Source organism: Amycolatopsis sp. lyj-109 (genome assembly GCF_046548995.1).
Classification (GTDB): Bacteria; Actinomycetota; Actinomycetes; order Mycobacteriales; family Pseudonocardiaceae; genus Amycolatopsis.
In genome coordinates this window covers 97,375-121,017 of the sequence record NZ_JAJPWR010000001.1, presented here as the reverse complement: position 1 = coordinate 121,017, position 23,643 = coordinate 97,375, and the positions used below count along the sequence as shown (strand labels likewise).

At 71.4% G+C, this 23,643-nt stretch carries 25 protein-coding genes; 11 read left to right on the top strand and 14 right to left on the bottom strand.

Annotation, left to right across the window (positions count from 1 at the left end; genetic code table 11):
• Positions 1 to 32: 32 nt before the first annotated feature.
• On the bottom strand, positions 33 to 1,184 hold the full coding sequence (locus tag ACLJQF_RS00510) for an erythromycin esterase family protein (RefSeq protein WP_410606183.1): 1,152 nt from the start codon (positions 1,182 to 1,184) through the stop codon (positions 33 to 35).
• 31 nt (positions 1,185 to 1,215) lie between these two features.
• Between ACLJQF_RS00510 and ACLJQF_RS00505 the strand changes: the two genes are divergently transcribed.
• A complete protein-coding gene (locus ACLJQF_RS00505) occupies positions 1,216 to 1,851 on the top strand; it encodes a TetR/AcrR family transcriptional regulator (protein WP_410606182.1) in 636 nt (211 codons plus the stop codon).
• Here ACLJQF_RS00505 and ACLJQF_RS00500 read toward each other — a convergent pair.
• The 3 genes from ACLJQF_RS00500 to ACLJQF_RS00490 are packed head-to-tail and all read right to left on the bottom strand — an operon-like array spanning position 1,811 to position 6,003.
• Positions 1,811 to 2,224 (bottom strand): GNAT family N-acetyltransferase, encoded by a 414-nt coding sequence (locus ACLJQF_RS00500; protein ID WP_410606181.1) that lies wholly within the window; start codon positions 2,222 to 2,224, stop codon positions 1,811 to 1,813. The genes ACLJQF_RS00505 and ACLJQF_RS00500 overlap by 41 nt on opposite strands.
• 47 nt (positions 2,225 to 2,271) lie before the next feature.
• Positions 2,272 to 4,425: an ATP-dependent DNA helicase RecG gene (gene recG, locus ACLJQF_RS00495; protein WP_410606180.1), complete on the bottom strand. Its 2,154-nt coding sequence runs from the start codon at positions 4,423 to 4,425 to the stop codon at positions 2,272 to 2,274.
• Positions 4,426 to 4,428: 3 nt separating this feature from the next.
• Positions 4,429 to 6,003, bottom strand: a complete 1,575-nt coding sequence (locus ACLJQF_RS00490; RefSeq protein ID WP_410606179.1) for a DAK2 domain-containing protein — start codon at positions 6,001 to 6,003, stop codon at positions 4,429 to 4,431.
• A gap of 132 nt (positions 6,004 to 6,135) precedes the next feature.
• On the opposite strand from ACLJQF_RS00490, the gene rpmB reads away from it, so the two are divergent.
• On the top strand, positions 6,136 to 6,327 hold the full coding sequence (gene rpmB / locus ACLJQF_RS00485) for a 50S ribosomal protein L28 (protein WP_003091970.1): 192 nt from the start codon (positions 6,136 to 6,138) through the stop codon (positions 6,325 to 6,327).
• Between the two features lie 159 nt (positions 6,328 to 6,486).
• Here the strand turns inward: rpmB and ACLJQF_RS00480 are convergent, their stop codons facing one another.
• Genes ACLJQF_RS00480 through ACLJQF_RS00470 form a run of 3 tightly spaced genes read right to left on the bottom strand, consistent with a single transcriptional unit; the run spans position 6,487 to position 8,563 of the window.
• On the bottom strand, positions 6,487 to 7,266 hold the full coding sequence (locus tag ACLJQF_RS00480) for an alpha/beta fold hydrolase (protein WP_410606178.1): 780 nt from the start codon (positions 7,264 to 7,266) through the stop codon (positions 6,487 to 6,489).
• A gap of 58 nt (positions 7,267 to 7,324) precedes the next feature.
• Positions 7,325 to 8,002, bottom strand: coding sequence for a uracil-DNA glycosylase (locus ACLJQF_RS00475; RefSeq protein WP_410606177.1), 678 nt, complete (start codon positions 8,000 to 8,002; stop codon positions 7,325 to 7,327).
• Between the two features lie 30 nt (positions 8,003 to 8,032).
• Positions 8,033 to 8,563, bottom strand: a complete 531-nt coding sequence (locus ACLJQF_RS00470) for a gamma carbonic anhydrase family protein (protein WP_410606176.1) — start codon at positions 8,561 to 8,563, stop codon at positions 8,033 to 8,035.
• Between the two features lie 32 nt (positions 8,564 to 8,595).
• On the opposite strand from ACLJQF_RS00470, the gene ACLJQF_RS00465 reads away from it, so the two are divergent.
• On the top strand, positions 8,596 to 9,807 hold the full coding sequence (locus tag ACLJQF_RS00465; protein ID WP_410606175.1) for a glycoside hydrolase family 27 protein: 1,212 nt from the start codon (positions 8,596 to 8,598) through the stop codon (positions 9,805 to 9,807).
• On the opposite strand, the gene ACLJQF_RS00460 is transcribed toward ACLJQF_RS00465, so the two are convergent.
• Both ACLJQF_RS00460 and ACLJQF_RS00455 read right to left on the bottom strand, forming a co-directional pair.
• The gene (locus ACLJQF_RS00460; RefSeq protein WP_410606174.1) at positions 9,794 to 10,273 is read right to left on the bottom strand and encodes a GNAT family N-acetyltransferase; all 480 of its coding nucleotides are present in this window, start codon (positions 10,271 to 10,273) and stop codon (positions 9,794 to 9,796) included. The genes ACLJQF_RS00465 and ACLJQF_RS00460 overlap by 14 nt on opposite strands.
• A gap of 16 nt (positions 10,274 to 10,289) precedes the next feature.
• Positions 10,290 to 11,246, bottom strand: a complete 957-nt coding sequence (locus tag ACLJQF_RS00455; protein WP_410606173.1) for a thiamine-phosphate kinase — start codon at positions 11,244 to 11,246, stop codon at positions 10,290 to 10,292.
• 137 nt (positions 11,247 to 11,383) lie between these two features.
• Between ACLJQF_RS00455 and ACLJQF_RS00450 the strand changes: the two genes are divergently transcribed.
• Both ACLJQF_RS00450 and ACLJQF_RS00445 read left to right on the top strand, forming a co-directional pair.
• Positions 11,384 to 11,617 carry an Lrp/AsnC family transcriptional regulator gene (locus ACLJQF_RS00450; RefSeq protein WP_125306405.1) on the top strand — a complete coding sequence of 78 codons (234 nt, stop codon included), beginning with the start codon at positions 11,384 to 11,386 and terminating at the stop codon, positions 11,615 to 11,617.
• Between the two features lie 61 nt (positions 11,618 to 11,678).
• Entirely contained in the window at positions 11,679 to 12,215 is a 537-nt protein-coding gene (locus ACLJQF_RS00445; protein WP_410606172.1) for a DUF3515 domain-containing protein, read from the top strand.
• On the opposite strand, the gene ACLJQF_RS00440 is transcribed toward ACLJQF_RS00445, so the two are convergent.
• Together ACLJQF_RS00440 and ACLJQF_RS00435 are read right to left on the bottom strand one after the other, a co-directional pair.
• On the bottom strand, positions 12,212 to 13,306 hold the full coding sequence (locus ACLJQF_RS00440; RefSeq protein WP_410606171.1) for a D-alanine--D-alanine ligase family protein: 1,095 nt from the start codon (positions 13,304 to 13,306) through the stop codon (positions 12,212 to 12,214). The two genes, ACLJQF_RS00445 and ACLJQF_RS00440, sit on opposite strands and share 4 nt — an antisense overlap.
• A 234-nt stretch (positions 13,307 to 13,540) precedes the next feature.
• Positions 13,541 to 14,224, bottom strand: a complete 684-nt coding sequence (locus ACLJQF_RS00435; RefSeq protein ID WP_410606170.1) for a TetR/AcrR family transcriptional regulator — start codon at positions 14,222 to 14,224, stop codon at positions 13,541 to 13,543.
• Between the two features lie 135 nt (positions 14,225 to 14,359).
• Between ACLJQF_RS00435 and ACLJQF_RS00430 the strand changes: the two genes are divergently transcribed.
• Positions 14,360 to 15,550 (top strand): FAD-dependent oxidoreductase, encoded by a 1,191-nt coding sequence (locus ACLJQF_RS00430; protein WP_410606169.1) that lies wholly within the window; start codon positions 14,360 to 14,362, stop codon positions 15,548 to 15,550.
• Between the two features lie 2 nt (positions 15,551 to 15,552).
• The gene (locus tag ACLJQF_RS00425; protein WP_410606168.1) at positions 15,553 to 16,449 is read left to right on the top strand and encodes a VOC family protein; all 897 of its coding nucleotides are present in this window, start codon (positions 15,553 to 15,555) and stop codon (positions 16,447 to 16,449) included.
• A gap of 344 nt (positions 16,450 to 16,793) precedes the next feature.
• On the opposite strand, the gene ACLJQF_RS00420 is transcribed toward ACLJQF_RS00425, so the two are convergent.
• Positions 16,794 to 18,158: a PLP-dependent aminotransferase family protein gene (locus tag ACLJQF_RS00420; RefSeq protein WP_410606167.1), complete on the bottom strand. Its 1,365-nt coding sequence runs from the start codon at positions 18,156 to 18,158 to the stop codon at positions 16,794 to 16,796.
• 83 nt (positions 18,159 to 18,241) lie between these two features.
• Between ACLJQF_RS00420 and ACLJQF_RS00415 the strand changes: the two genes are divergently transcribed.
• The 4 genes from ACLJQF_RS00415 (at position 18,242) to ACLJQF_RS00400 (ending at position 22,448) form a co-directional block, all read left to right on the top strand.
• On the top strand, positions 18,242 to 18,889 hold the full coding sequence (locus ACLJQF_RS00415) for a pyridoxamine 5'-phosphate oxidase family protein (protein WP_410606166.1): 648 nt from the start codon (positions 18,242 to 18,244) through the stop codon (positions 18,887 to 18,889).
• A gap of 67 nt (positions 18,890 to 18,956) precedes the next feature.
• Complete coding sequence (gene sbnB, locus ACLJQF_RS00410) at positions 18,957 to 19,994, top strand: 2,3-diaminopropionate biosynthesis protein SbnB (RefSeq protein WP_410606165.1); 1,038 nt, start codon at positions 18,957 to 18,959, stop codon at positions 19,992 to 19,994.
• 13 nt (positions 19,995 to 20,007) lie between these two features.
• The gene (sbnA, locus tag ACLJQF_RS00405) at positions 20,008 to 20,982 is read left to right on the top strand and encodes a 2,3-diaminopropionate biosynthesis protein SbnA (RefSeq protein ID WP_410606164.1); all 975 of its coding nucleotides are present in this window, start codon (positions 20,008 to 20,010) and stop codon (positions 20,980 to 20,982) included.
• A gap of 158 nt (positions 20,983 to 21,140) precedes the next feature.
• Positions 21,141 to 22,448, top strand: a complete 1,308-nt coding sequence (locus tag ACLJQF_RS00400; RefSeq protein WP_410606163.1) for an MMPL family transporter — start codon at positions 21,141 to 21,143, stop codon at positions 22,446 to 22,448.
• Here the strand turns inward: ACLJQF_RS00400 and ACLJQF_RS00395 are convergent.
• Both ACLJQF_RS00395 and ACLJQF_RS00390 read right to left on the bottom strand, forming a co-directional pair.
• The gene (locus ACLJQF_RS00395) at positions 22,423 to 23,388 is read right to left on the bottom strand and encodes an ATP-binding cassette domain-containing protein (protein WP_410606162.1); all 966 of its coding nucleotides are present in this window, start codon (positions 23,386 to 23,388) and stop codon (positions 22,423 to 22,425) included. The genes ACLJQF_RS00400 and ACLJQF_RS00395 overlap by 26 nt on opposite strands.
• Positions 23,388 to 23,591: an MbtH family protein gene (locus ACLJQF_RS00390; protein ID WP_285991114.1), complete on the bottom strand. Its 204-nt coding sequence runs from the start codon at positions 23,589 to 23,591 to the stop codon at positions 23,388 to 23,390. Before ACLJQF_RS00390 ends, ACLJQF_RS00395 begins: the two co-directional genes overlap by 1 nt.
• Between the last annotated feature and the right edge of the window lie 52 nt (positions 23,592 to 23,643).

The window sequence follows — 23,643 nt, the reverse complement described above, 5'->3', positions numbered from 1 at the left end:
GTAGGAAACGCCCACCTCGACCACTGCGGCAATCAGCCGAACGGGCACACCTGTTCGGCACTGCCCCCGAAAATCGTTTCCTGCTTCTCCAGGCAGACGACGGCGTCCCACGCGGCCGCGACGTCCACCGACGGTGTCATGTGCGCGTGCCGGATGGCCGAGGCCGCGGGGTGCGCGACCACGCACGGCGCCTGCTCCGCCAAGAGCGCCTCGACGCTGCCTTCCGCCGGTTCGTCCAGGGCCTGCTCGAACATCCGGAACCCCAGCGGGAACGCCGGGTCGGGTGCCAGGCCGGTCGTCGTCCCCGCGACGGCGGTGAGCGCCAGCGCGAAGTACTTGTCCCCCAGCTCCGCGGCCAGGTGCGTCCCCGCCGACGGCGCCGTCATGCCCGGCATCGGCGAGAACGGGACGCGCTGGAGGTGTCCGTTGTGGATCATCAGCACGATCTTTTCGCCGGGGAACTGCCGCCGCAGCAGGCGCACGGTGGCCGCCATGTAGGTGTCCCGCGACGAACTCTGCGGCTCGGGCGCGCGGCCCGCCATCAGCGCGTCCAGCTCCCGCAGGTACAGATCGACGCGCAGCGCGCCCTCCGCGTGGTGCGCGGCGACGGCACCGTAACCGAGGGACTCCACGTGTCCTTTCAGGACGGTCAGGGCCGTTGTCGCCGCGTCGCGCGCTTCGGGACTCATCGCCCCATAACGCCCGGGCGCGACCGCGCTGCTCACCGACGCGTACGGCTCGCACGCGGAACGGGCATTGTCCACAAGGGACACGTTGGCCGGGTCCACGCGCAGGACCTCCGAACGCAGCGCCTCGAGCGAGGGCACCGGCGAACCCGCCGAGCTCGGCACGTCGAGGCCGGAGAACCGGACGCCGCGGCCGCGCAGCCAGGTCAGCATCTCGTGCACCTCGGCCGAGTCGCCGAGGCCGAAGGTGAAGCCGTCCCGGGCGATGTCGGCGACCTCGCCCGGGCCACCCTGCAGCCACGCGTCGACCAGGTGCCCCTCCGCGAAGCCGCCTTCGAACCCGAGCACGGTGAACCCGCGCTCGGTGACGAGGTGGCGCAGGAGGCGGTCGCGCAGCGCGCCGAACTCGCGGATGTGATGGTTGTTCTCGCCGATGGCGACGACCTCGGCGTCACCGATCAGGTCGGCGATCTCGGCAACTGCGACGGTTCCTGGCATACTGAGCACACTAACGCAACAGGAGTAGCAGTTGGCAACCAAGATTTCCGGAACCAAGCGTCCGGGCGGCCGCACCGAGCGGACCCGCCTCGCCGCGCTGAACGCCACCCTCGCGCTGCTCGGCGAACGCGGGTACGCGGAGCTGACCGTCGAGGCGGTCGCCGAACGCTCCGGCGTGCACAAGACGACGCTGTACCGCCGCTGGGAGTCCGCCGAGGGCCTGGTCGCGGCCGCCCTGCTGCTGGGCACCGAGCAGGAGTGGGCCGCCCCGGACACCGGTTCCCTCGAAGGCGACCTGCGCGAGGTCAACCTGGAGCTCGTCCACTACTTCACCTCGCCGGGCGAGCGCGAGCTGCCGACCGCGTCGATCTCGGCCGCGTTCCTCTCCGCGCGCGCCGCGGACGCCCTGCGCGAGTTCTACGTCGACCGCCACGCCCGCTCGGCGGCCATCGTCGCGCGGGCCGTCGGACGCGGCGAAGTGCCGCCGGGCACCGACCCGGTCGAGGTTGTGCGGGTGGCCTGCGGTCCGGTCTTCTACCGCCTGTTCGTCTCCCGGGAAGGCGTGACGCCCGGGGATGCCGCAGTCGCCGCCGCGGCAGCCGCGGCGGCCGCGAAAGCCGGCGTCTTCACGGCAGCAGCCGGCGGAACCGCACCACTTCCAGGGTGACGTCGTCGAGCGTCTCGGTCCCGGTCGCGCCGTCGTCCACCCAGCCCTGCCGGACGTAGAAGGCCTTCGCCCGCTCGTTGGCCGCGAGCACCCACAGGACGGCACTGTCGCCGGACATCGCTTCGACGACGCGGGCGTGCAGCGCCCGGCCGAGGCCCCGGCCCCAGAACTCCGGCAGCAGGTACAGCGCGTACAGCTGCGAAGGCCCGAAGGCGGCGAAGCCCGCGACGACGCCGTCCTCCTCGACGACCAGCACCTGCCCGGCTCCCTCGCCGATGCGCCGCTCCCAGGACGCCGCCCGTTCTTCGGCCGAGAGGCGCGCGAGGAAGCCGTCCGGCAGCAGGCCCGCGTACGCCGCTCGCCACGACGCCACGTGGACCTCGCCGATCGCCGGGGCATCGGCGACCGTGGCCGCGCGGATCAGCTCTTCTCCAGGTACTCCGCGCGCTCGACGTCGACGACGTCGGCGACCATCTGCGCCAGGCCGCGGTACTTCGCCAGCTCCGGGTCCTGGGTGACGAGTTCCTGCGCCAGGGCCCGGGACGCGGCGATCACGTCCTCGTCCCGCAGCAGCGACAGCAGCTTGAGCGTGGACCGCTTCCCGGACTGCGCGGCGCCGAGGATGTCGCCTTCGCGGCGCAGTTCGAGGTCGAGGCGCGACAGCTCGAAGCCGTCCGTCGTGGACTCGACCGCCGCCAGCCGTTCCCGGGTCGCCGTGCCGTCGAGGGTTTCGGTGACCAGCAGGCACAGCCCCGGCACGCTGCCCCGGCCGACGCGGCCGCGCAGCTGGTGCAGCTGGCTGACGCCGAACCGGTCGGCGTCCATGATCACCATCGCGGTGGCGTTCGGCACGTTCACGCCGACCTCGATCACGGTGGTGGCCACCAGGACATCCAGCTGCCCCGCCGAGAACGCGCGCATCACAGCGTCCTTGTCGTCCGGGGGCATCCGGCCGTGCAGCACGCCGATCTTCAGGCCCTGCAACGGGCCGTGCTCCAGCTCGGGGGCGACTTCCAGGACCGCGAGCGGCGGCCGCTTGTCGCTCTTGTCCGACGGCGGCTCGTCGCCGATCCGCGGGCACACGACGTACGCCTGGTGCCCCTTGCCGACCTCTTCGCGGACACGCTGCCAGATCCGCTCGAACCAGGCCGGTTTCTCGGCGACCGGCACGACGGTGGTGGCGATCGGCGACCGCCCGACCGGCATCTCCCGCAGCGCGGAGACCTCCAGGTCGCCGTACACGGTCATGGCGACCGTGCGCGGGATCGGCGTCGCGGTCATGACGAGGACGTGCGGGCTGGTGTCGCCGGCGCCGCGGGTGCGCAGCGCGTCCCGCTGCTCGACGCCGAAGCGGTGCTGCTCGTCGACGACGGCGAGGCCGAGGTCGGCGAACTCGACGTGGTCCTGGATCAGCGCGTGCGTGCCGACGACGATGCCCGCTTCGCCGCTGACGATCTCCAGCAACGCCTTCTTGCGCTCCTTCGCGCCCATCGACCCGGTGAGCAGCGTCACGCGGGTGGCGTTCTCCGCCGCGCCCAGCTCGCCCGCCTGACCGAGGTCGCCGAGCATTTCCCGCAGCGACCGCGCGTGCTGCGAGGCGAGGACCTCGGTCGGCGCCAGCATCGCGGCCTGCCGCCCGTTGTCGACGACCTGCAGCATCGCCCGCAGCGCGACGACCGTCTTGCCGGAGCCGACCTCGCCCTGCAGCAGCCGGTTCATCGGGTGTTCGGTCGCCAGGTCCGCGGCGATCTCGTCGCCGATCCCCCGCTGGCCCGCGGTCAGCTCGAAGGGCAGCCGCTTGTCGAAGGCGTCCATCAGGCCGCCGCTGACGTGCGGGTTCGCCTTGGCCGGCCGCGAGATCGCGGAATGCCGCCGCTGCGCGAAGATCAGCTGGACGGCCATGGCCTCGTCCCACTTGAGCCGCTTCTTCGACGCCTCCAGGTGCGCCCAGTTCTCCGGGCGGTGGATGCCGCGCAGCGCGTTGTCGAGGTCGGCCAGCTTGTGCAGCCGCCGCAGCTCGGCGGGCATCGGGTCGTCGTCGACCTCGAGGACGTCGAGGACCTGGCGCACGCACTTGGCGATCGACCAGGTCGGCATGCCCTGCGCCGCCGGGTAGACCGGGATGATCGCGGCGAGGAAGTTGTCCATCGCCTCGGCTTCGTTCTCGGCGTCGAACAGCTCGTACTCGGGGTTGGTCAGCTGGAGGGTGTCGCGGAAGGCGGACACCTTGCCGGCGAACAGGCCGGTCTTGCCGGGGACGAGGTCCTTCTCGCGCCAGGCCTGGTTGAAGAACGCACAGGTCAGGCGCCGTTTTCCGTCGGTGATGACCATGTCGATGATGGTCCCGTTGCGGGCCTTCATCCGCCGCTTGCTCACCTTTTCGATGCGCGCCAGCACGGTGGCGTGCTCGCCCAGCTCGAGGCCGTGGATGTCGGTGAGCTCGCCACGCTCGGCGTAGCGGCGCGGGTAGTGGCGCAGCAGGTCGCTCACCGTCTCGATGTCCAACGACGTGGCGAGCGCCTTCGCCGTCTTGGCGCCCAGCAGCAACGGCAGCTTGTCGCGCAGTCCGGCCATCGGCTATTCGACTCCCATCAGCAGCACGGCGTCCGCCTGGCCGCTGGCGTAGCTGGTCAGTTCCACCTCCGGGTGCTCCACCCGGAGCTGCTCCGCGAGCTCCTCGGCGACCCCCGGCGGGGCCGCCGCCCCGCTGAGCACCGTCACCAGTTCCCCGCCGAGCGCCAGCATCCGGTTCAGCACCTTCATCGCGGCCGCGACCAGGTTCGTCTCGGACGCGGGCGCGGGCTCGATCAGCACCACCTCGTCGTCGACCAGGCCGACCACGTCGCCGGATTGGGCCCGGCCCACCCAGGTTAGCGACTCCTCCTGCGCGATCCGCAGTTCGCCACGCCTGGTCGCGGCGGCCGCTTCGGCCATCGCGACGACGTCGTCGTTGGTGCGGCGCCCGGCGTCGTGCACGGCGAGGGCGGCCAGCACCTGCACCGGCGAGACGCACGGGATGACCACGACGTCCCGGTCGGCAGCCATCGCGTGCCCGGCCGCAGTGTCGACCGCCGCGGTGAGCCCGACGCTGCCCGGCAGCACCGTGACGTGCCGGCCGGCGGCTTCGTTGAGCAGGCTGATCACGTCCTCGACGCTCGGCGTCCCGCCCTCGGGCACGGCCAGCACCGGGATGCTCTCGGCGCGCAGCAGCTCGGCCAGCGCGCCGCCGTGGACGACGGCGACGACCGTGCGGTCGATCCCGCCGCCCGGCTCGATCGGCGTCGGCGTGAGCAGGGGTTCGACCCGGATCCTGCGCGGCCGGCCGAGCGCGAGCCCGGCCTCGATGGCGGCACCGATGTCGGCGCAGTGGACGTGCACGGCGTGGCTGCCCGAGCCGTCGCCGGCCACCGTGACGCTGTCCCCGAGGCCGCTCAGCTCCTTGCGCAGGGTCGGCAGGCTCGCCTCGTCGACGCCGTCCAGGAGGTACATGACCTCCCAGGCGTAGGCAGCGGGGAGTTCGGTGCGGACTTCGAGGGCGTGCTCCTGTTCGAGCGGGGCGCCGGTGAGCACGCCGACCAGCGCGTCGAGCACGGCGACGAGGCCGCGCGCCCCGGCGTCGACGACCCCGGCCCTGGCCAGCGCGGGCAGCTGCTCGGGCGTCTTCTCCAGCGCGTGCGCGGCCTCTTTCGCGGCTTTCGCGGCGATTTCGGGCAGCGGGCTCGTGTCACCGCGGACGGCGAGCGCGACGGCGTGCAGGACGGTCAGGATGGTCCCGGCGACCGGGCGGCTCACGGCGCCGGTGGCGACCTCGTCGGCGTGCCCCAGTGCCTTCGCCAGCCACGCGCCGTCCAGGTCGCCTTCGGCGCGGTCGGCGAGCCCGCGCACGACCTGGGAGAGGATCACGCCGGAGTTGCCCTTCGCGGACGCGACCGCGCCCCGCGCCAGGATCTTCAACGCGTCGGCCGCGGTTTCCGGTTGTGCGCTTTCCAGCTCGGCGGCCGCGCCGGTCATCGTGAAGAGCATGTTGGAGCCGGTGTCGGAGTCGGCGACGGGGTAGACGTTGATCTCGTCGATGGCCGGCCGCAGGCTCGCGAGACTGTGTACACAGCCCGCCGCCCACGCCGTTACCGCCGCCGCGTCCAGCACCCGCACCTGTAACCTCCCGACCGGTCCCGGGCAGCGTATCGACCCGGTGCGGAACCGCGGGAATGCAGTAGTTACTATGGTCGAGTTGCCCAGTCCGTCTGGGCTCATCTCTATGACCCAGATCCAAAGGAGTTCGACGTGGCTGCCGTGTGCGACGTCTGTGGCAAGGGACCCGGCTTCGGCAAGTCGGTCTCGCACTCCCACCGCCGTACCAACCGCCGGTGGAACCCGAACATCCAGACCGTCCACGCCAAGGTGGGTGTGTCCCAGCGCAAGCGCTTGAACGTGTGCACCTCGTGCATCAAGGCGGGCAAGGTCGTTCGCGGCTGAGGCGAGAAGAGTTCGAATGGCGGGTGCTCCTCGGAGCACCCGCCATTTTCATGTGGGGTCACCTCCAGCGCCCCAATGTGGCCTTCGGTGCGTTCAACGCACCCAAGGCGGCCTTCGGTGCGTTGAACGCAACCAAGGCCACATTGGGGCGCTGGGGGCCTACTTGAGGAAGTCCGTCAGGAGCGGGCGGAGGGTCTCCGGGTACTGGAGGACTCCGTGGTCCTGCCCGTCGAGGGTCTCGTGCCGAGCGCCCGGCACCGCCTCGGCGACGGCTCGGGCCGTCGCGCCGAACCAGGACGGGCTCTCGCTGCCGTCGATGACCAGCGTCGGCGCCGAGATCCGCGCCAGCCGGTCCGCCGGGAGGCGGCCACCCGGGCCGACGATCGTCAGGTCGTACGGCAGCGTGTGCGCCAGCGCCGTGAACCAGCCCCAGACCGGGTCCGCCTTCATCCCGTCGATCGCCTGCGCCGGGGTGCCCGCGCCCTCGACCAGGAACAGCCGGACCGCCTCGTCGCGGTCGCCCGCCTCGTTCGCGGCTCGCACGCGATCCACGAGGTCGTCCGCGGACGGCGTGCGGTCCGCGACCGTGTACGGCGGCTCGTACGCCACCAGCTTGCCGATCGGGAGACCGGCCGCGGCCGCCTCCAGGGCCAGGATCGCGCCCGACGAGTGGCCGAACACCGACGCCGTCCCGCCCACCTGGGCGATCAGCGCCGCCAGGTCCTCGATCTCACGCTCCACCGCGTACTCGGCCGAGTCGCCGGAGTCACCGCGTCCACGCCGGTCGTAGGCGATCGTCGTGAAGTCGCCGGCCAGGACCTCGGCCAGGCCGGCCACGGTCGTGCGGTCGTTGAACGCGCCGCCGACCAGGATCACCGGCGCGCCGGAGCCGCGCCGCTCGAAGTGGATGGTCGTGCCGTCGGCCGAAGTGACGTTCATGCTTCCTCCAAAGGTTTGCCCCTGGTCGGAGCCGTCACGTGGATCCGGACACCGGCCGTCAGGGAAGTTTCCAGTCGACCGGCGCCGCGCCCTGCTGCTCCAGCAGGTGGTTGGCCCGGCTGAACGGGCGCGACCCGAAGAAGCCGTTGTGCGCCGAGAGCGGGCTCGGGTGCGCGGACTCGATGCAGGGCACTTCGCCCAGCATCGGGCGCAGGTTGCGGGCGTTGCGGCCCCACAGGATCGCCACCATCGGCTCCGACCGGGCCGCGAGCGCCTTGATCGCCTGCTCGGTGACCGCTTCCCAGCCCTTGCCCTGGTGCGAGTTCGACTTCCCGGGCTGCACGGTCAGCGACCGGTTGAGCAGCAGCACGCCCTGGTCGGCCCACGGCGTCAGGTCGCCGTTGGACGGCAGCGGGTGGCCGAGGTCCTCGGCGTACTCCTTGTAGATGTTGACCAGGCTCTTCGGGATCGGCCGGACGTCCGGCGCCACGGAAAAGCTCAAGCCGACCGCGTGCCCCGGCGTCGGGTACGGGTCCTGCCCGACGATCAGCACGCGGACGTCGTGGAACGGCTGCTTGAACGCGCGCAGCACGTGTTCACCCGCCGGCAGGTACGTCCGGCCAGCGGCGATCTCCGCGCGGAGGAACTCCCCCATCGCGGCGACCTGCGGCGCCACCGGTTCCAGGGCTTGCGCCCAGCCTGCCTCGACGATGTCCTGCAGCGGTCGTGCGGTCACGGCGCGCCAGCCTACCGGGCGTGGCCGGCGTCACCCGAGCGGGTCGAGCCGCCTCAGCTCGGTCCGGAACCGCTGCGCCCGCTGCACGTACGAATCGACGACGAGGGCGATGTTCTCCGCGCTGAACGACTTGTTCTCCCGCGTCTTCGCCGGGACGCCGAGGGCGATCTCGCCGGTCTTGACGTGGGAGCCGTACGAGAGCACCGCGCCCGCGCCGACCATGCCGCCGTCCTCGATCACCGAGCCGTTGAGCACCACCGAACCGGACGCGATCAGGCAGCCCGTGCCGATCGTCGCGCCCTCGACGTGCACCGCGTGCCCGATCGCCGACGACGGCCCGAGGATCGTCGGGTGCTGCTTGGTGCAGTGCAGGACGCAGCCGTCCTGGACGTTCGAGCGCGCGCCGATCTCGATGTGGCCGTGATCGCCGCGCAGCACCGTCTGGGGCCACACCGACGCGTGGGCGCGGATCCGGACGTCGCCGATCACCGTCGCGTCCGGGTGGACGTAGGCGTCGGGGTGGATCGTCGGCTCGAGCGAACCGAGTGCGTAGATCGGCATGCCGCCTCCGGGTGACTGCGGTTTCACTTCCCATGCGATTGGATCACGGCATCACCGCGAAGCCGAAAACCAGCCCGCTCCTGCTCCTCCTCGTCGCGCTGACGTGGCTGCTCAGCCTGCCCACGGCGTCCCCCGCGTCGGCGAACGGCCTGGCCGGGACGCCGCCGATGGGCTGGAACAGCTGGAACCAGGTCCGCTGTTACGACCTGACCGAGGACGTCGTGCGCAAAGCCGCCGACGCGCTCGCCAACACCGGCCTGCGTGACGCGGGTTACCAGTACGTCGTCGTCGACGACTGCTGGCAGGCAGCCACCCGGGCCGCCGACGGCTCGCTGCAGCCGGATCCGAAGCGGTTCCCGCACGGCATCGCCGACCTCGCCGACTACGTGCACTCCCGCGGCCTGCTGTTCGGCATCTACGCTGTCCCCGGCAGCCGGACCTGCGCCATGGCGAACGACGCCTACCCGGCGTCCGGCATCGGCTCGCTCGGCCACGAGCGCCAGGACGCCGAGACGTTCGACCGCTGGGGTGTCGACTACCTCAAGTACGACTGGTGCAACGCCGACACCGTCGACGGCCTCGACCGGAAGGCCGCGTTCGAGAAGATGCGCGACGAGCTGGCCGCGCTGCCCCGCCCGATCGTCTACGCGATCTCCGAATACGGCGTCTCCAGCCCGTGGACCTGGGCGCGGCCGGTGGCGAACCTGTGGCGCACCACCAACGACCTGATCCCGACCTGGGATTCCGTGCTCGCCACCATCGACCAGCAGGCCGGCGTGGCCGTCCACAGCGGCTCCCCCGGCGGCTGGAACGACCCGGACATGCTCCAGGTCGGCAACGGCACCCTGACCGCCGACGAGTCGCGCGCGCACTTCAGTGTCTGGGCCGTGCTGAACGCGCCGCTGTTCGCCGGCACCGACCCGGCGAAGCTGGGCGGCACCGACCTCGCGACGCTGAGCAACGCCGAAGCGATCGCCGTCGACCAGGACTTCGCGGGCAGCCAGGGGCGGCAGCTCGCCGCGGGCCCCGGCTACCAGGTGTGGGGAAAACCGTTGAGCGGCGGCGGTTTCGCGGTGGTGCTGCTCAACACCGGCAGCACCACCGCGACCGTCTCCGCGTCGATCCCCGGCGCGTGGCAGGTCCGCGACCTGTGGGCCCACCGGGAAACGGGCACTGCCATCGGCTCCGTTTCCGCGTCCCTGCGGCCGCACGCGGCGGCTCTACTGAAGCTCACCCCGAGGTGAGGTCCTTGCCGAAGCAGCGGCTTTCCGGCTCGTTCTTGTAGACACCGAAGTGCGGGACCTCGGTGTAGCCCGACGACGTGTAGAGCGCGATCGCTTCCGGCTGCTTCGTCCCGGTCTCCAGGACCGCGCGCTTGCGGCCGCACAGCGCCGCCGTGCGTTCCAGCTCGGACAGGATCATCCGCGCGAACCCGCGGCCGCGGGCCGAATCGGCGACGTACATCCGCTTGAACTCGGCGTCGCCGGGCCGGAAATCGGGCTCGGGGCCGTCGTGGGCGCGCCACGCCCCGCAGGCGACCGCTTCCTCACCCTGATAGCCGACGAGGAACAAGCCCTGCGGCGGATCGAAGTCCGCGGGGCTCATCGGGGTGGCGTCCTGGCTGCCGTAGCGCTCGACGTACACCTGCTGCACCGCGGCCATGAGCTTGGCCGCGTCGGGGTGGTCGTAGGGAACTGGAACGATTCTCACGCTTCCGGAGCCTAGATCAGCGCCAGTGCGTCCATCCGCCTTCTCGCGAAAACGGTTTCCCGTCGACGGTGATCCCGGAGCCGGCCATGGTGACGACGCCGATGGTGCGCCAGCCGTCCGGGAGTTCGGTGAACGGCGGGAACGTGGCCACCAGGGCGTGGTCCTCCCCGCCGGTCAGGACCCAGTCCAGGGGGTCCGCGCCGAGGGCGGCGCCGACCTCGGTGAGCCGGGCCGGGATGTCGAGGTCGCCGGTGCGGACGTCGATGCCGACGCCGGAGGCCTCGCCGATGTGGCCCAGGTCGGCGAGCAGGCCGTCGGAGACGTCGATCATCGCCGTGGCCCCGGCCAGTGCGGCGTGCGGCCCGGCTTCGTAGGGCGGTTCCGGGCAGCGCTGGGCGTTGACGACACCGACCGGCGACCGGAAGCCGCGACCGAGCACGGCCAGGCCGGCGGCGGCCCAGCCGAGCCGCCCGTTCACGGCGAGGACGTCACCGGGCCGGGCACCCGAGCGCGTCACCGGCTCGCGGTCGCCGAGGTCGCCGAGGGCCGTGACGCTGATCACGAGCTGGTCGGCGCGGACCATGTCGCCGCCGGAGACGCCGATGCCGGCGCGCTCGGCCTCGGCCCACATGCCGTCGGCCAGCCCGGTGACGACCTCGCGCGGGGTGTCGGGCGGGCAGGCGAGCCCGACCAGGACGGTGGTCGGCGTGGCACCCATGGCGGCGATGTCGGCCAGGTTGACCGCGACGGCCTTGCGCCCGACGTACTCGGGCGAGGACCAGTCCAGGCGGAAGTGGACGCCCTGGACGAGGACGTCCGTGCTGGCGACCACGCGGCCGTCCGGGGCCGCGACGACGGCGGCGTCGTCGCCCGGGCCGAGCAGCGTGCCCGGCGGCTGGCGCCGTCCTTCGGTGACGGCTCGGATGAGCGCGAACTCGCCGGTCTCGGCGACCGTTCCGTCGTTCGGTGACACCGGTCACCTCTGCTTTCTCTACCGGGACAAAGATCGATCACCGATAGTCGGATGCCCTATGTTTTTCCGTGAGCTGGCGATACGTTGCTGATGACGTTCCTACCTTGAGCCGATCGATCCCGACGAAAGGGCGCGCCGTGGTCCACGCATACATCCTCATTCAAACCGAGGTCGGCAAGGCGGCCGCGGTGGCTGCCGAGATCTCCAGCATCCCGGGTGTCACCAGCTCGGAGGATGTCACCGGACCGTACGACGTGATCGTCCGCGCGGCCGCCGACAGCGTCGACCAGCTGGGCCAGCTCGTGGTGGCGAAGGTGCAGAACGTCGAGGGCATCACGCGGACGCTGACCTGCCCGGTGGTCCACCTCTGACCCCCATTTCGGGGGTCCGGGGGTCGTCCCCCGTGCAATGTCACTGTGGTGTAGTGGTCCGGTGCCTGATTCCGACACCGGTGCGCCGCCTCGAGTGGTGCTCGTCACCGCGACCGCGCTCGCCGTGGCCTTGGCAGTCGCCGTCGCCGTCTTCGCGCTGACCCGGCCTGCCCCCTCGGACTCCGCGGGTCCGCTGCCGCTGGTCCCCGTGCCGGCGCCTTTTGCGGGGTCGCCGGATTGCGCGACGCTGCTGGGTGCGGTGCCCTCCGAACTGACGTCGAACGGCACTGCGCTGAAGGTGCGCGAGCTGGCCGCCCCGGCGCCGCCCGCCACGGTGGCGTGGGGCACGGACGACCCGCTGGTGCTGCGCTGCGGCCTGAACCGGCCGCCGGAGCTGACGCCGACGGCGCAGTTGCGCCTGGTGAACAAGGTGCAGTGGCTGCAGGTGCCGGGCGAAGGCGCGTCGACGTGGTACGTGGTGGACCGGGACGTCTACGCGGCGCTGACGGTGCCGGACAGCGCCGGGACCGGGCCGCTGCAGCAGATCTCCGACACGGTCGCGGCGAAGCTGGCGCCCCGACCGCTGCGGTTCTCCTAGCGCAGTCCCGTCCCGCGGGCGATCGCCGTCTCGACGAGGGTGGTCAGCAGCGTGGCGTAGTCCATGCCGGTGACCTCCCACATCTTCGGGTAGGCGGACTTCGTCGTGAAGCCCGGCATGGTGTTGACCTCGTTGATGATCAGCTCGTGGTCTTCGGTGACGAAGAAGTCGACGCGGGCGAGGCCCTGGCAGTCGAGGGCCCGGAAGGCTTCGACGGCCATCGCGCGGAGCTTTTCGGTGAGGGCGTCGTCGAGCTTGGCGGGGATGTCGAGTTCGGCGTCGTCGCCGAGGTACTTGGTTTCGAAGTCGTACCAGGCGTTTTCGTCCTCGGACAGCACCCGGATCTCGGCGGGCAGCGAAGCTTCGACGCGGCCGTCGGGGAATTCGAGGACACCGCATTCGACCTCCCGCCCCACGACGGCGGCCTCCACGAGGACCTTGGGATCGGTGGCCCGGGCGAGTTCGATGGCGGCGTCGAGCTCGGCCCATCCGGCGACGCGCGAGATGCCGACGGAGCTCCCGGCCCGGGAGGGCTTCACGAAGACGGGCAGCCCGAGCTCGCGCTTCCGCTGCTCGTCCAAAGTGGACTGTCCCCGCTTGAGGGCGGAATAGGTCCCGACCGGAAGCCCTTCGGCGGCAAGGAGTTTCTTGGCGGTTTCCTTGTCCATGGCGGCGGCGCTGGCGAGCACCCCGGGCCCGACGTAGGGGATGCCGGCGAGTTCGAGGAGGCCCTGGATGGTGCCGTCTTCACCGAAGGCCCCGTGCAGGACGGGGAAGACGACGTCGACCCGGGACAGCAGTTCGCTTTCGCGCCCGGGTTCCACGGCAACGAGGCCTTGGCTGGAGGGATCCCCGGCGAGGACGAGCCCCTTGCCGTCGTCGACGGAGGGCAGTTCCCGGCCACGGATGGCGAGCTGGGCCGAATCACCGGAGCCGAGCACCCACCGGCCTTCGCGGGTGATCCCGACCGGGACGGCTTCGAACCGCTCGGGATCGAGGTGACCGAGGACACTGCCGGCGGACAGGCACGAGATGGTGTGCTCGCTGCTGCGCCCACCGAACACGACCGCCACCCGGATCTTCTCGCTCATGGTGAGCCACCGTACCCGGTGACCTCGCGGAACAGCCGAGCCCGGTGCGCCGGGTGGGCTGGTGGGGGCGGTGAACGCAACCGGTGATGGCTGTGGCACGTCTGGTAAGTCGAGGCGTCCAGTGGGCTCGCCCCGGGGTCGTGCTTCAGCGTGGTTTCGCGGACTCGGGGAAGCCGGCCAGTCCTCGCTCGACCAGCCGGGCGGCACGGTGGACGTCCTGGGTGCGGCGTCCGCTCAGGGCTGCGCGCGGGAGAGGATGCCGCGGACGAGGACGTCGATCGACCACGCGAACCTCTCCTCGCCGGTGCCGGACATGATCTCGTTCCGGGCGGCGTGGATGCGAGGGTATTCGTTCGCCGGAGCGCGGTTGATCGCCTGGGTGACCGGGCCGTCCGGTGCTGCCGGGTCCGAGCCGTTCGCGTGTTCCGCCGCGACCGCGGTGACGAACATGGTCAGCATGTCGATGGCCCAGGCCGCGGTTGCCTGGTCGACGCCGGCTTCGGCGAGGAGTTCGAGGAGGGTTTCGGCGATGCGCAGTGCGTTGGGTCCCACGGCGGTGGTCCGGAAGGCCATCAGCGCGACTGCCGGGCTGCTCATCAGGACTGCGGTGTAGGAGCGGAGGAGTTGTTCGAGCCGGTCGCGCCATGAGCCTTCCGCCTCGTCGACCTTGACTGCTTCCAGTGCACGGTCGAGGACGAGCGCCTGGAGTTCGCTCAGGTCGTTGACGTAGGCGTAGAGCGAGGCCGGGCCCGTGTCGAGTGCCTTCGCGATCTTGCGGAGGCTCATGGCGCCGTCATCTTCCGAGGTGATCTGGCGCAGCGCTTCCTCGACGATCGCGTCACGGCTCAGCGGCGGTTTCGCCGGTCTGGTGCGGCGGCTCTGAACTCTGGAGGCGCCGAAGGGATCACGCTGGGACACCCGGCGAACGGTACTCGTCGCGAACTCTGTTCGCCAACCGCTTGACGAACGGGGTTCGTCACGAATACCGTTCGCCCAGTAGGCGCCCTGCACCCAGGCAACGCGCTTGCTCCATGAGGAAAGGGGTGAATCGGCATGTCCACTCGCAGTATCGCCATTGTCGGCGCGGGCCTGAGCGGTCTCGTCTGCGCGCGAATTCTCCAGCGGAACGGAATACCCGTCACCGTCTACGAAGCGGACATCACGCCGGATTCTCGTCAGCAGGGCGGCTCACTCGACATTCACGAGGACACCGGGCAGGTCGCGCTCGAGCAAGCCGGACTTTACGAGGAGTTCCGCGCTCGTACGCATGTCGGTGGTGAGGACATCCGCCTGCTCGACAAGACCGGGCGGGTGCATGTCGACCGGCGTGAACCGGCGGGTGGCGGTGGCCGGCCGGAAATCGATCGAACGGAATTGCGGCAGCTGCTCGTCGAGTCGCTGCGGCCGGGCACGATCGTCTGGGGGCGCAAGGTCGTCGCCGCGCGACCCGGCGAGGCTGGACACGCGCTGGAGTTCGCGGACGGCTCCGTGGTGCACGCCGATCTCGTCGTCGGCGCGGACGGCGCGTGGTCGAAGATCCGGTCGCTGCTGACCCCGGTGAAGCCCGCCTACACCGGGATCACCATTGTCGAGCTGCGCCTGACCGACGCGATGGCCAAGCACCCGGAAGCGCTCGCGCTCACCGGGCGGGGGAGCTTCTTCATGCTGTCGGACAACAGGTACATCGGCGGGCACGGCGGGAACACCATCGCGGTGGGCTGCGGCCTGCGCGTCCCCGAGAACTGGGTCGCCGACAGCGGTATCGATTGGCGCGACCCGGAATCCGTCCGCGCGGGACTGCTGCGCGAGTATCCCGGCTGGGCCCCGGCCCTGACCGGCCTGATCCGCGAGTGCGACGACGACGCCATCCGGCCCCGGCCGATCCACGCACTGCCGACCGGTCTGACCTGGGAGCGGGTGCCCGGCGTGACGCTGGTCGGCGACGCCGCGCACCTCATGTCGCCGTTCGCGGGCGAAGGCGCCAACATCGCGCTGATCGACGGCGCCGATCTGGCGCGCGAGATCCTCGATGGTTCCGACGTCGAAACGGCGATAACGCGCTACGAGAAAACGATGTTCCCGCGCGGCGCCAAATCCGCGGCGGCGTCGCAGAAGGGCCTCGACATGATGTTCGTCGACGGCCGGCCGATAAAGATGATCATGTTCTTCAAGAGCATGTCCGCCGTTTCTGCCCTGACCAAACCGTTCGAGCGCCTCTTCGCCGGTAAGAACAAGGAGAAATGAGCATGACGACCAGCAGGCCGGCCCCCAACCTGACGCTGGGCACCGTCGAACTGACGGTCGCCGACCTGGACCGCAGCCTGGACTACTACACGCGGTCGATCGGCCTGAAGGTCCTTCACCACGAGCCGGGCGGTGCCTGGGTGGGAGTGCCGGGTCGGGTGCTCGCCGTCCTGCGGGAGCGGCCCGGTGCGGGCCTTCCGCCGGCCTCGAGCCCGGGGCTCAGCCACTTCGCGCCCCAGGTGCCGACGCCCGCCGACCTGGCCCGGTTCGTGAAGCACTACACGGCCGGGCACTCCGAATTCGAGCTGGTGGATCACAGCGTCGCGCACTCGTGCTACGTCATGGACCCGGACGGTCATTGCGTGGAGGTCACCTGCGCCCGCCCGCGCGAGGAGTGGCGCCGGCAGGGCGGCCGGCCGGCGGTCGTCGCCGATCCGCTGAAGCCGGAGGACTTCACCGACGAGCCCGGCGCGGACGAGCCGTACGCGGGACTGCCTGCGGGGACCGAGATGGGGCACGTCCAGCTCAAGGTGACCGACGCCGAACTCGAGGCCACCGAGCCCTTCTACACCGGCCTGCTCGGCTTCGAGGTCCAGGGCAGGCTCGGGACCATGTTCCTCGCGATCGGGGTGACCGAGCATCGGGCCCTGCTCGTCCTCACCAACCGGTTCAGCCCCGACGGAGGAGAACCCGCCCCCGAGGACACCGCCCACCTCGTCGGCGTCGACCTGCTGCTGCCCACGGCGAAGGAGATGCGCGCACTGGCCGAGCGGCTCACCGCGGCCGGCTATCCCCACGCGCTCTCGGCAGACGTGCTGAAAGTACGCGACCCGTCGGGAAACCTGTTGCGCTTCGGCGCGAACGCCGGACGAGCGACACGCCCTGCCCTCCCTGGATGATGCTGTGGTTCGGTGGCGAGCGGATGGCCCGTAACGACCAACGACACCCCCAACGGCCAACTCGCCCGGGTTCTCCGGCGTGTTGGCCGTTGCAGCCGCTGAGTTGGCCGCTCCGGTCGGCAAGTTGGCCGCTCCGGCCGGCAAGTTGGCCGCTCCGGCCGGCACGAACCCGAATTCACCAACAGCGTCCTCAGACGCCATGCTCGGACGACTTCGCCGCAGAACCCGCCCTCCCAGGGGGAAACCCCCACCGAATTGAGCGTATCGGCAGCAACCGACGCCAAAGCCCGAAAAGCCCCTGCCGAGCCACGTTGTCCACACCACAGCCGAACTGTGGACAACCCTCAGCGCAACAAACCCACCAACACCGGCAAAGCCGCCACCAAGGCCTCCCGCGCACACCCCGCGTACCCGATCGCGACCCCGTGCGCGGACGGCGTCCCGGCGAAATGCCGAGCCAGCCCGTCCAACCGGATCCCCCGCCGCTCGGCCGCCGCGATCACCGACGCCTCCACCGAAGCCGACGAAAACGGCACCACCAGGTGCGCTCCCGCGTCGTCGCCCCGCACCGGAACCCCGGCCGACGACAGCGCCCCCGCCAGCAACGTCCGCCGTTCCGCCATCTCCCGGCGCAGTTTCCGCAGGTGACGCCCCAAATCACCGTTTCGCGCGAACTCGTACAACACCCGCTGACCCGCCGGGGAAGGCCGCGTTCCCGTCAAATCCCGGTACGCCAGCACCGCCGAAGTGATCGCCTCCGGCGCCACCATCCACCCCGCCCCCAGCGTCGGCGTGAGGATCTTCGACGTGGTCCCCAAATGCGCCACGACGTCCGGCGCCAGCGAAGCCAGCATCGGCAGCGGCGCCACGTCGAACCGCAGCTCGCCGTCGTAGTCGTCCTCGATGACCAGCATCGATGACGCACGCGCGCGCTCGACCAGCGAAACCCGCCGCGCCGCGCTCAGCCTGCTGCCCATCGGGTACTGGTGGGCCGGCGAGCAGTACACCGCCCGCGCGCCGTCCGGAATCGCCTCCGGCCGCAACCCCTCGTCATCCACCGGCACACCCACCACCCGCATCCCCGCACGGAGGAACGCCTGCACCGCCCGCTGGTAGCCCGGCTCTTCGACGGCGACGACGTCCCCGCGCTCCAGCACCGCCGCGGCCAGCTCGACGACCGCCGCCGTCGTGCCGCCCGTGGCCAGTACCGAACCCGCCGCCAGTCCTCGGTGGCGCAGCAGGTGCTCCGAGACCGCCGCGCGGTACTCCGGCAGCCCCGCCCGGTGGGCGCGGACCAGGGGGTCCGGGTCGGCCGCGGCCCGCCAGGCGCGGCGCCAGGCCGCGCGGTCCAGGCCGTCCGCCCACGGCGTGCCCGGGCCGAGGTCGAGCAGCGAGGGCGCAGAGACCTCCACCGCCGGGACCGAAGGCGCCGGGACCTCGGAAGCCGAGAACGACGGCGGGGTCGTCACGTACGTGCCGGAGCCGTGCCGCCCGGCGATCCAGCCCTCGGCGTGCAGCTGCTCGTACGCCGCCGACGTCACCGTGCGGCTGACGCCGAGCCTGCCCGCCAGCGCGCGCGTCGAAGGGAGGCGGTCGCCGCCGCGCAGGTGGCCGCTCGCCGCGGCTTCGCGCAGCGCGTCCGCCAATTGCACCGCCAGCGGGGTCACCGCCGAACGGTCGAGGCTCACCGGGAGCGCGGTGTCGGACACAGGACCTCCCGAGAGAGTGGACTTCCCAAGTGTACGAGAAGTGGCCGTTTGCTGAGGCCACTACCGCGGGAGACGCTGGTCGCATGTTGTCGACCACGCCCCGCACCACGCTCGGCCGCAAGAAGCACCGCGCCGTCACCGACCGCTCCGCGCTGCACGCCGTCCTGGACGAAGGCCTGATCTGCCACCTCGGGATCGTCCGCGACGGCGTGCCGCTGGTCCTCCCGACCGGCTACGGCCGCGACGGCGACACGCTCTACCTGCACGGTTCGACCGGCGCGGCCAGCCTCCGCACCGCCGCCCACGGCCTCGACGTCTGCGTGACCGTGACGCTCCTCGACGGCATCGTCTACTCGCGCTCGGTCAACAACCACTCGATGAACTACCGCAGCGCTGTCGTCATCGGCCAGGCCGAGCCGGTCCTCGACGCCGAGGCGAAGATGCACGGCCTCAAGGTGCTCACCGACCACCTCGCGCCCGGCTCGTGGGAGCACGCGCGCGAGGTCAACGCGAAGGAGTTCGCCGCGGTCTCCGTGCTCGCCCTAGACCTCGCCGAAGCATCCGTGAAGATGCGCGCCGAGGGCCCGGACGACGAACCCGAGGACGTCGAGGCCGACACCGCCTGGGCCGGCGTGCTGCCGGTGCGGACCGGCTACGGCGCGCCCGAGCCGTCCGAAGACCTCTCCCCCGGCTGGACGACTCCACCGCACGTCACCGGTCGTGAGTGGTAATTCGGGTTCTAACCCGAATTACCACTCACGACAAGCCGCGGCAGACCACCTCAGGAAGGCTTCCAGCATGAGCAGCAGCACGTCCGTCCCGGAGTTCGCCGTGATCTCCGGGGCGCAGGTCCACGAAGTCCTCGACGGACAGGAGAAACTGGTCATCGACCTGATCGAGTCGGCCTACCGCCTGCACGGCGCCGGCGACACGGTCAACCCGCCGTCGTACTTCCTGCGCTTCCCCGACCGGCCGTCCTCCCGGATCATCGCCCTGCCGGCGTCGGTCGGCGGGGACATCGCGGTCGACGGGCTGAAGTGGATCTCGAGCTTCCCGGAGAACGTCGCGAGCGGGCTGCCCCGGGCGTCGGCGATCCTCGTCCTCAACGACCGGCAGACCGGCTATCCGCTGGCCTGCCTGGAAAGCTCCATCATCAGCGCCACCCGCACCGCCGCGTCGGCCGCGCTCGCCGCCGACTGGCTGACCCGGGACCGGGCCCGGCCCGCCCGCCTCGGCATCGTCGGCACCGGCCTGATCGCGCGGTACGTCCACGCATACCTCGCCGCCGCCGGCTGGAGCTTCGACGACGTCGGCGTGTTCGACCTGAACCCCGCGCACGCCGAAGGGTTCCGCGGCTACCTCGACGCGGCCGGGCAGTCGCCGGTCACCGTGCACGACAGCGCCGAAGACCTGATCCGCGGGAGCGACCTGGTCGTGTTCGCGACGGTCGCCGGCGAGCCGCACGTCCACGACCCGGCGTGGTTCGACCACAACCCGCTGGTCCTGCACGTCTCGCTGCGCGACCTCTCGCCCGAGGTGATCCTGGCGTCGACCAACGTCGTCGACGACGTCGAGCACTGCCTGAAGGCGAACACGTCGGTGCACCTGGCCGAGCAGCGGACCGGCGGCCGGGACTTCCTGTCCGGGACCCTGCACGACGTGCTGACCGGGAAGGTATCGCTGCCGAAGGACCGGCCGCTGGTCTTCTCGCCGTTCGGGCTCGGGGTGCTCGACCTCGCCGTCGGCAAGCACGTCCACGACCGGCTGCGGGATTCCGGTGCCCTGCGGACCGTGCCCGAGTTCTTCTTCGAACTCGACCGGTACGGCAAGCGATGAGCGGGAGTTTCGCGTGCCGATAATCAGCGCCCCGCAGGACTTCAACACCGACGACCTGTTCGTCGACCTCCGCCGGTTCGCCGGCCGCCCGCTCTACCTCAAGTGCGAGGGCTTCAACTTCGCCGGGTCGATCAAGGTGAAGGCGGCCCGGTCGATGGTCGCCGCGGCCGAGCGCCGCGGCGACCTGCGGCCCGGCTCCACCCTCGTGGAGAGCTCGTCCGGCAACCTCGGCGTGGCGCTGAGCCTCGTCGCCGCCAGTTCCGGCTACCGGTTCGTCTGCGTCACCGACTCCCGGTGCACGCTCGGGGCCCGGCAGCTGATGGAGACGCTCGGCGCCCAGGTCCGCATCGTCACCGAGCCGCACCCGGAGCACGGTTTGCTGGGCGCGCGCATCGAGCTGGTGAAGCGGCTGTGCGCCGAGCACGGCCACGTGTGGCTCAACCAGTACGAAAACGCCGGGAACTGGCGCGCCCACTACGAAACGACCGGCCCGCAGATCGCCGGGGCCTTCCCCGACACGGACGTCGTCTTCATCGGGGCGGGCACCACCGGGACGCTCATGGGGTGCGCCCGGTACCTGCGCGAGCACCGCCCCGGCACCCGGGTGGTCGCGATCGACACGGTCGGCTCGGTCACCTTCGGCACGCCACCGGCCCGCCGGATGATTCCCGGGCTGGGCACCGGGATCCGGCCGCCGATGCTCGACGCCTCCTACGTCGACGACGTCGTGCACGTGGCGGAAGCCGACACCGTGCGCACCTGCCGCGCCCTCACCCGGGAGGGGTTCTGCTTCGGCGGCTCCACGGGCACCGTCGTGAGCGGCGCCCTGAGCTGGCTGGAGCAGCACGAAGACGTCGGCACGGCGGTCGCGATCGCGCCCGATCTCGGCGACCGGTACCTCGACACCGTCTACCACGACCAGTGGGTGGCGGACCTCTACGGCGAGGACCTGCTCGAGGACCACGTCCCGGCCCGGACGATCAGATGACCGGGGCTGTGATCCACCACACACGGGATAGCACCACCGCGAATCCGGGTCTCACACCCCGTGAACGAGCGGTCACGGTCTCCTAGACTCGCCGGTATCCGCGGAAGAGGAACGCACCGCGAACGCCGCCTTGCCCATCGGGTCGAACGGGGCCGATCGTGAAGCCTTCCCTTGCCGTCCGCACCTCCTGCTGGTGTGCCGAGCATCCCAGCGCGGTCATCGCGCTGTGGCTGGTCTTCGTCGCCGTGGCGGAGCTGCCCGGCCTCGCCGGCGGGCCCCGGCTGGGTGGCGGCTCCCTGTCCGACCCCGACGTGGCGGCGAACTGGTGGCCGGTGATCGCCGCGCCGATCGCGATCCTGATGAGCGCCCCGTTCTCCCGGCTGCTCCTGCTCGTTTCGGCGCTGTTCATCAGCGTCGTCACGGCCACGTCGGCGGCCATGCTGGACGCGGTTTCCGAGTCCGCCTCGATGACACCGCTCGCCGGGAACGCGGCGCTGCTCGTCGTCATCACGGTGGCGGCCCAGCACATGCTGTTCGCCCTCTGCCGGAGCCGGGAAGCGGTGGCGAGCGGGAACGACGCGTCGCGGGCCGCCCGGATCGTCGCGAGCACGGCCGGCAACGCCGCCCTCGTCTCGGGCGGGGCCCTCGCCGTCTCGCTGACCGCGGTGGCCGTCGTCGGCACCGCGGGCCTGGCGCCGCTGGCGACCGCCGTCCTCGTGGTGGTGCTGGTGGCGACCGCGGCCTCGCTCAGCCTGCTGCCCGCCCTGAACGCTGCGGCGAGACCGCTCCCGCCGCTGCCTCCGGCGCTGCAGGTCAGCCACCTGCCCCGGTTCGTGCGGCCGACGGCCATCGCGGCCGGCGTGCTGACGCTGGGCACCGTCGCGGTCTACGGGGCGGTGCGGGTGTTCGCCCCCGCCTGCGCGGGCTGCCGGCCCCTGGCCGCCGACCTGGACGTCTGCGGGGTGACGACGATGCTGGTGGTCCTCGGCCTGGCCACGCTTGTCGCCTACCGGCGTCCGGTGGTGGCCCTGGCGACCTTCCTGCTGAACGGCGTCGCCGTGTTCGCCGGGCTGGGCGTGCTGGCCCTGCTCGTCGATCCGATGCCGGCCTGGGCGCCCATGGTGCTGGTGGTCGCCCTGCTCGTGCCGGCGAACCACCTGCAGGTCTACCTACTGCACCGGCTTCGGAGCGAGACGCTGGCCGGGATGTCCCGGCGCAACACCATTGCGCACGCGTGCCGCCGGGCCTGGTCGGCATCCGGCGGCGCGCTGCTGGTGACGGTGGTGATGTGGCTGGTCTGGGGACTGACCGAGCACGGGGACGTCCGGGAGTTCGCCCTGGCGACCGCGGTGGTCCTCGTCGTCGACACGACGATCGTCCGGTTCCTGCTGCTGCCCCGGCTCGCCGTCCTGGGCGGACGGACGAGCTGGTGGCGGCCGGTCAGGCGATCGGAGGACGTCCCGTGAGATCGAGGAACACTTCGTCGAGCGTCGGTCGGCGCAGGGCGAAGTCGGTGTACTCGACGCCGGCGTCGCGCAGGGCGGCGGCCGCGGCCGCGATGCCCCCGGCGGTGTCGGGCAGCTCGACCGCGATGCTCCGCTTGCGTTCGTCGACGGTCACCGCCGAGGCCGAAACGCCGGACAGCGCCGAAACCGCGGGCTGCAGCCACTTCTCCTCGGCGACGGCGACCTCGAGCCGCTCCGCGCCGATCTTGCGCTTCAGCTCGTCGGCGGTGCCCTCGGCGATCACGCGGCCGTGGTCGATCACGACGATGTGGTCGGCGAGGTAGTCCGCCTCTTCGAGGTACTGCGTGGTGAGCAGGACCGTGACGCCCTCGTCGACCAGGCCCCGCACGATCCCCCACAGCGTGCTGCGGCTCGCCGGGTCGAGGCCGGTGGTCGGCTCGTCGAGGAACAGCACCGACGGGCGGCCGATCAGGCAGGTCGCCAGGTCGAGCCGCCGCCGCATGCCGCCGGAGTAGGTGCCGACGGCCCGGTCGGCGGCCGCGGTCAGGTCGAACCGCTCGAGCAGCTCGGTGGCCCGTTCCCGGGCTCCGCGCCGGCCGAGGTGCAGCAGCGTGCCGAGCAGCTGGAGGTTCTGCCGCCCGGTGAGCAGTTCGTCGACCGCGGCGTACTGGCCGACGAGACCGATCCGGCGCTGCACCTGCTTCGCCTGCGTGACCACGTCGAACCCGGCGACCCGGGCGGTGCCGCCGTCCGGGCGCAGCAGCGTCGCGAGCACCCGGACGGTGGTGGTCTTGCCGGCGCCGTTGGGGCCGAGCAGGCCCAGCACCGACCCGGCGGGCACCCGCAGATCGACGCCGGCCAGGGCTTCGTGGCTGCCGAATCCCTTGCGCAGCCCGGTGACTTCGATGGCCGCTTCGCGGTCGAGCGCGTCGCTCGCCATCAGCCGGCGTCCCGCAGGCTCTTCGGGCGCAGGTCCGTCCAGGTGGCCTCGACGTGGGCGACCGCGTCCGCGCGGGAACTCTCCCCCAGCGTGACCTCCCACCCCGGCGGCACCGCGGCGAACACGGGCCAGATGCTGCGTTCTTCCTCGGCGTTGACCAGAACGAGGAACCGGCCGTTCTCGTCGTCGAATGGACTCGTCACTTCACATCTCCGTCTGTGTCGGGCCTGTGGTTTGCTGTCATGGTGTTCGGAC

What these genes read in the sequence shown, in the direction of transcription:
- ACLJQF_RS00510 (WP_410606183.1), bottom strand. Translation starts at nt 1,184, where the DNA reads ATGCCAGGAACCGTCGCAGTTGCCGAGATCGCCGACCTGATCGGTGAC.
- recG (WP_410606180.1), bottom strand. Translation starts at nt 4,425, where the DNA reads ATGGCCGGACTGCGCGACAAGCTGCCGTTGCTGCTGGGCGCCAAGACG.
- ACLJQF_RS00480 (WP_410606178.1), bottom strand. Translation starts at nt 7,266, where the DNA reads ATGAACGTCACTTCGGCCGACGGCACGACCATCCACTTCGAGCGGCGC.
- ACLJQF_RS00470 (WP_410606176.1), bottom strand. Translation starts at nt 8,563, where the DNA reads ATGCCGATCTACGCACTCGGTTCGCTCGAGCCGACGATCCACCCCGAC.
- ACLJQF_RS00465 (WP_410606175.1), top strand. Translation starts at nt 8,596, where the DNA reads ATGCGATTGGATCACGGCATCACCGCGAAGCCGAAAACCAGCCCGCTC.
- ACLJQF_RS00440 (WP_410606171.1), bottom strand. Translation starts at nt 13,306, where the DNA reads ATGAGCGAGAAGATCCGGGTGGCGGTCGTGTTCGGTGGGCGCAGCAGC.
- ACLJQF_RS00430 (WP_410606169.1), top strand. Translation starts at nt 14,360, where the DNA reads ATGTCCACTCGCAGTATCGCCATTGTCGGCGCGGGCCTGAGCGGTCTC.
- ACLJQF_RS00425 (WP_410606168.1), top strand. Translation starts at nt 15,553, where the DNA reads ATGACGACCAGCAGGCCGGCCCCCAACCTGACGCTGGGCACCGTCGAA.
- ACLJQF_RS00415 (WP_410606166.1), top strand. Translation starts at nt 18,242, where the DNA reads ATGTTGTCGACCACGCCCCGCACCACGCTCGGCCGCAAGAAGCACCGC.
- sbnB (WP_410606165.1), top strand. Translation starts at nt 18,957, where the DNA reads ATGAGCAGCAGCACGTCCGTCCCGGAGTTCGCCGTGATCTCCGGGGCG.
- ACLJQF_RS00395 (WP_410606162.1), bottom strand. Translation starts at nt 23,388, where the DNA reads ATGGCGAGCGACGCGCTCGACCGCGAAGCGGCCATCGAAGTCACCGGG.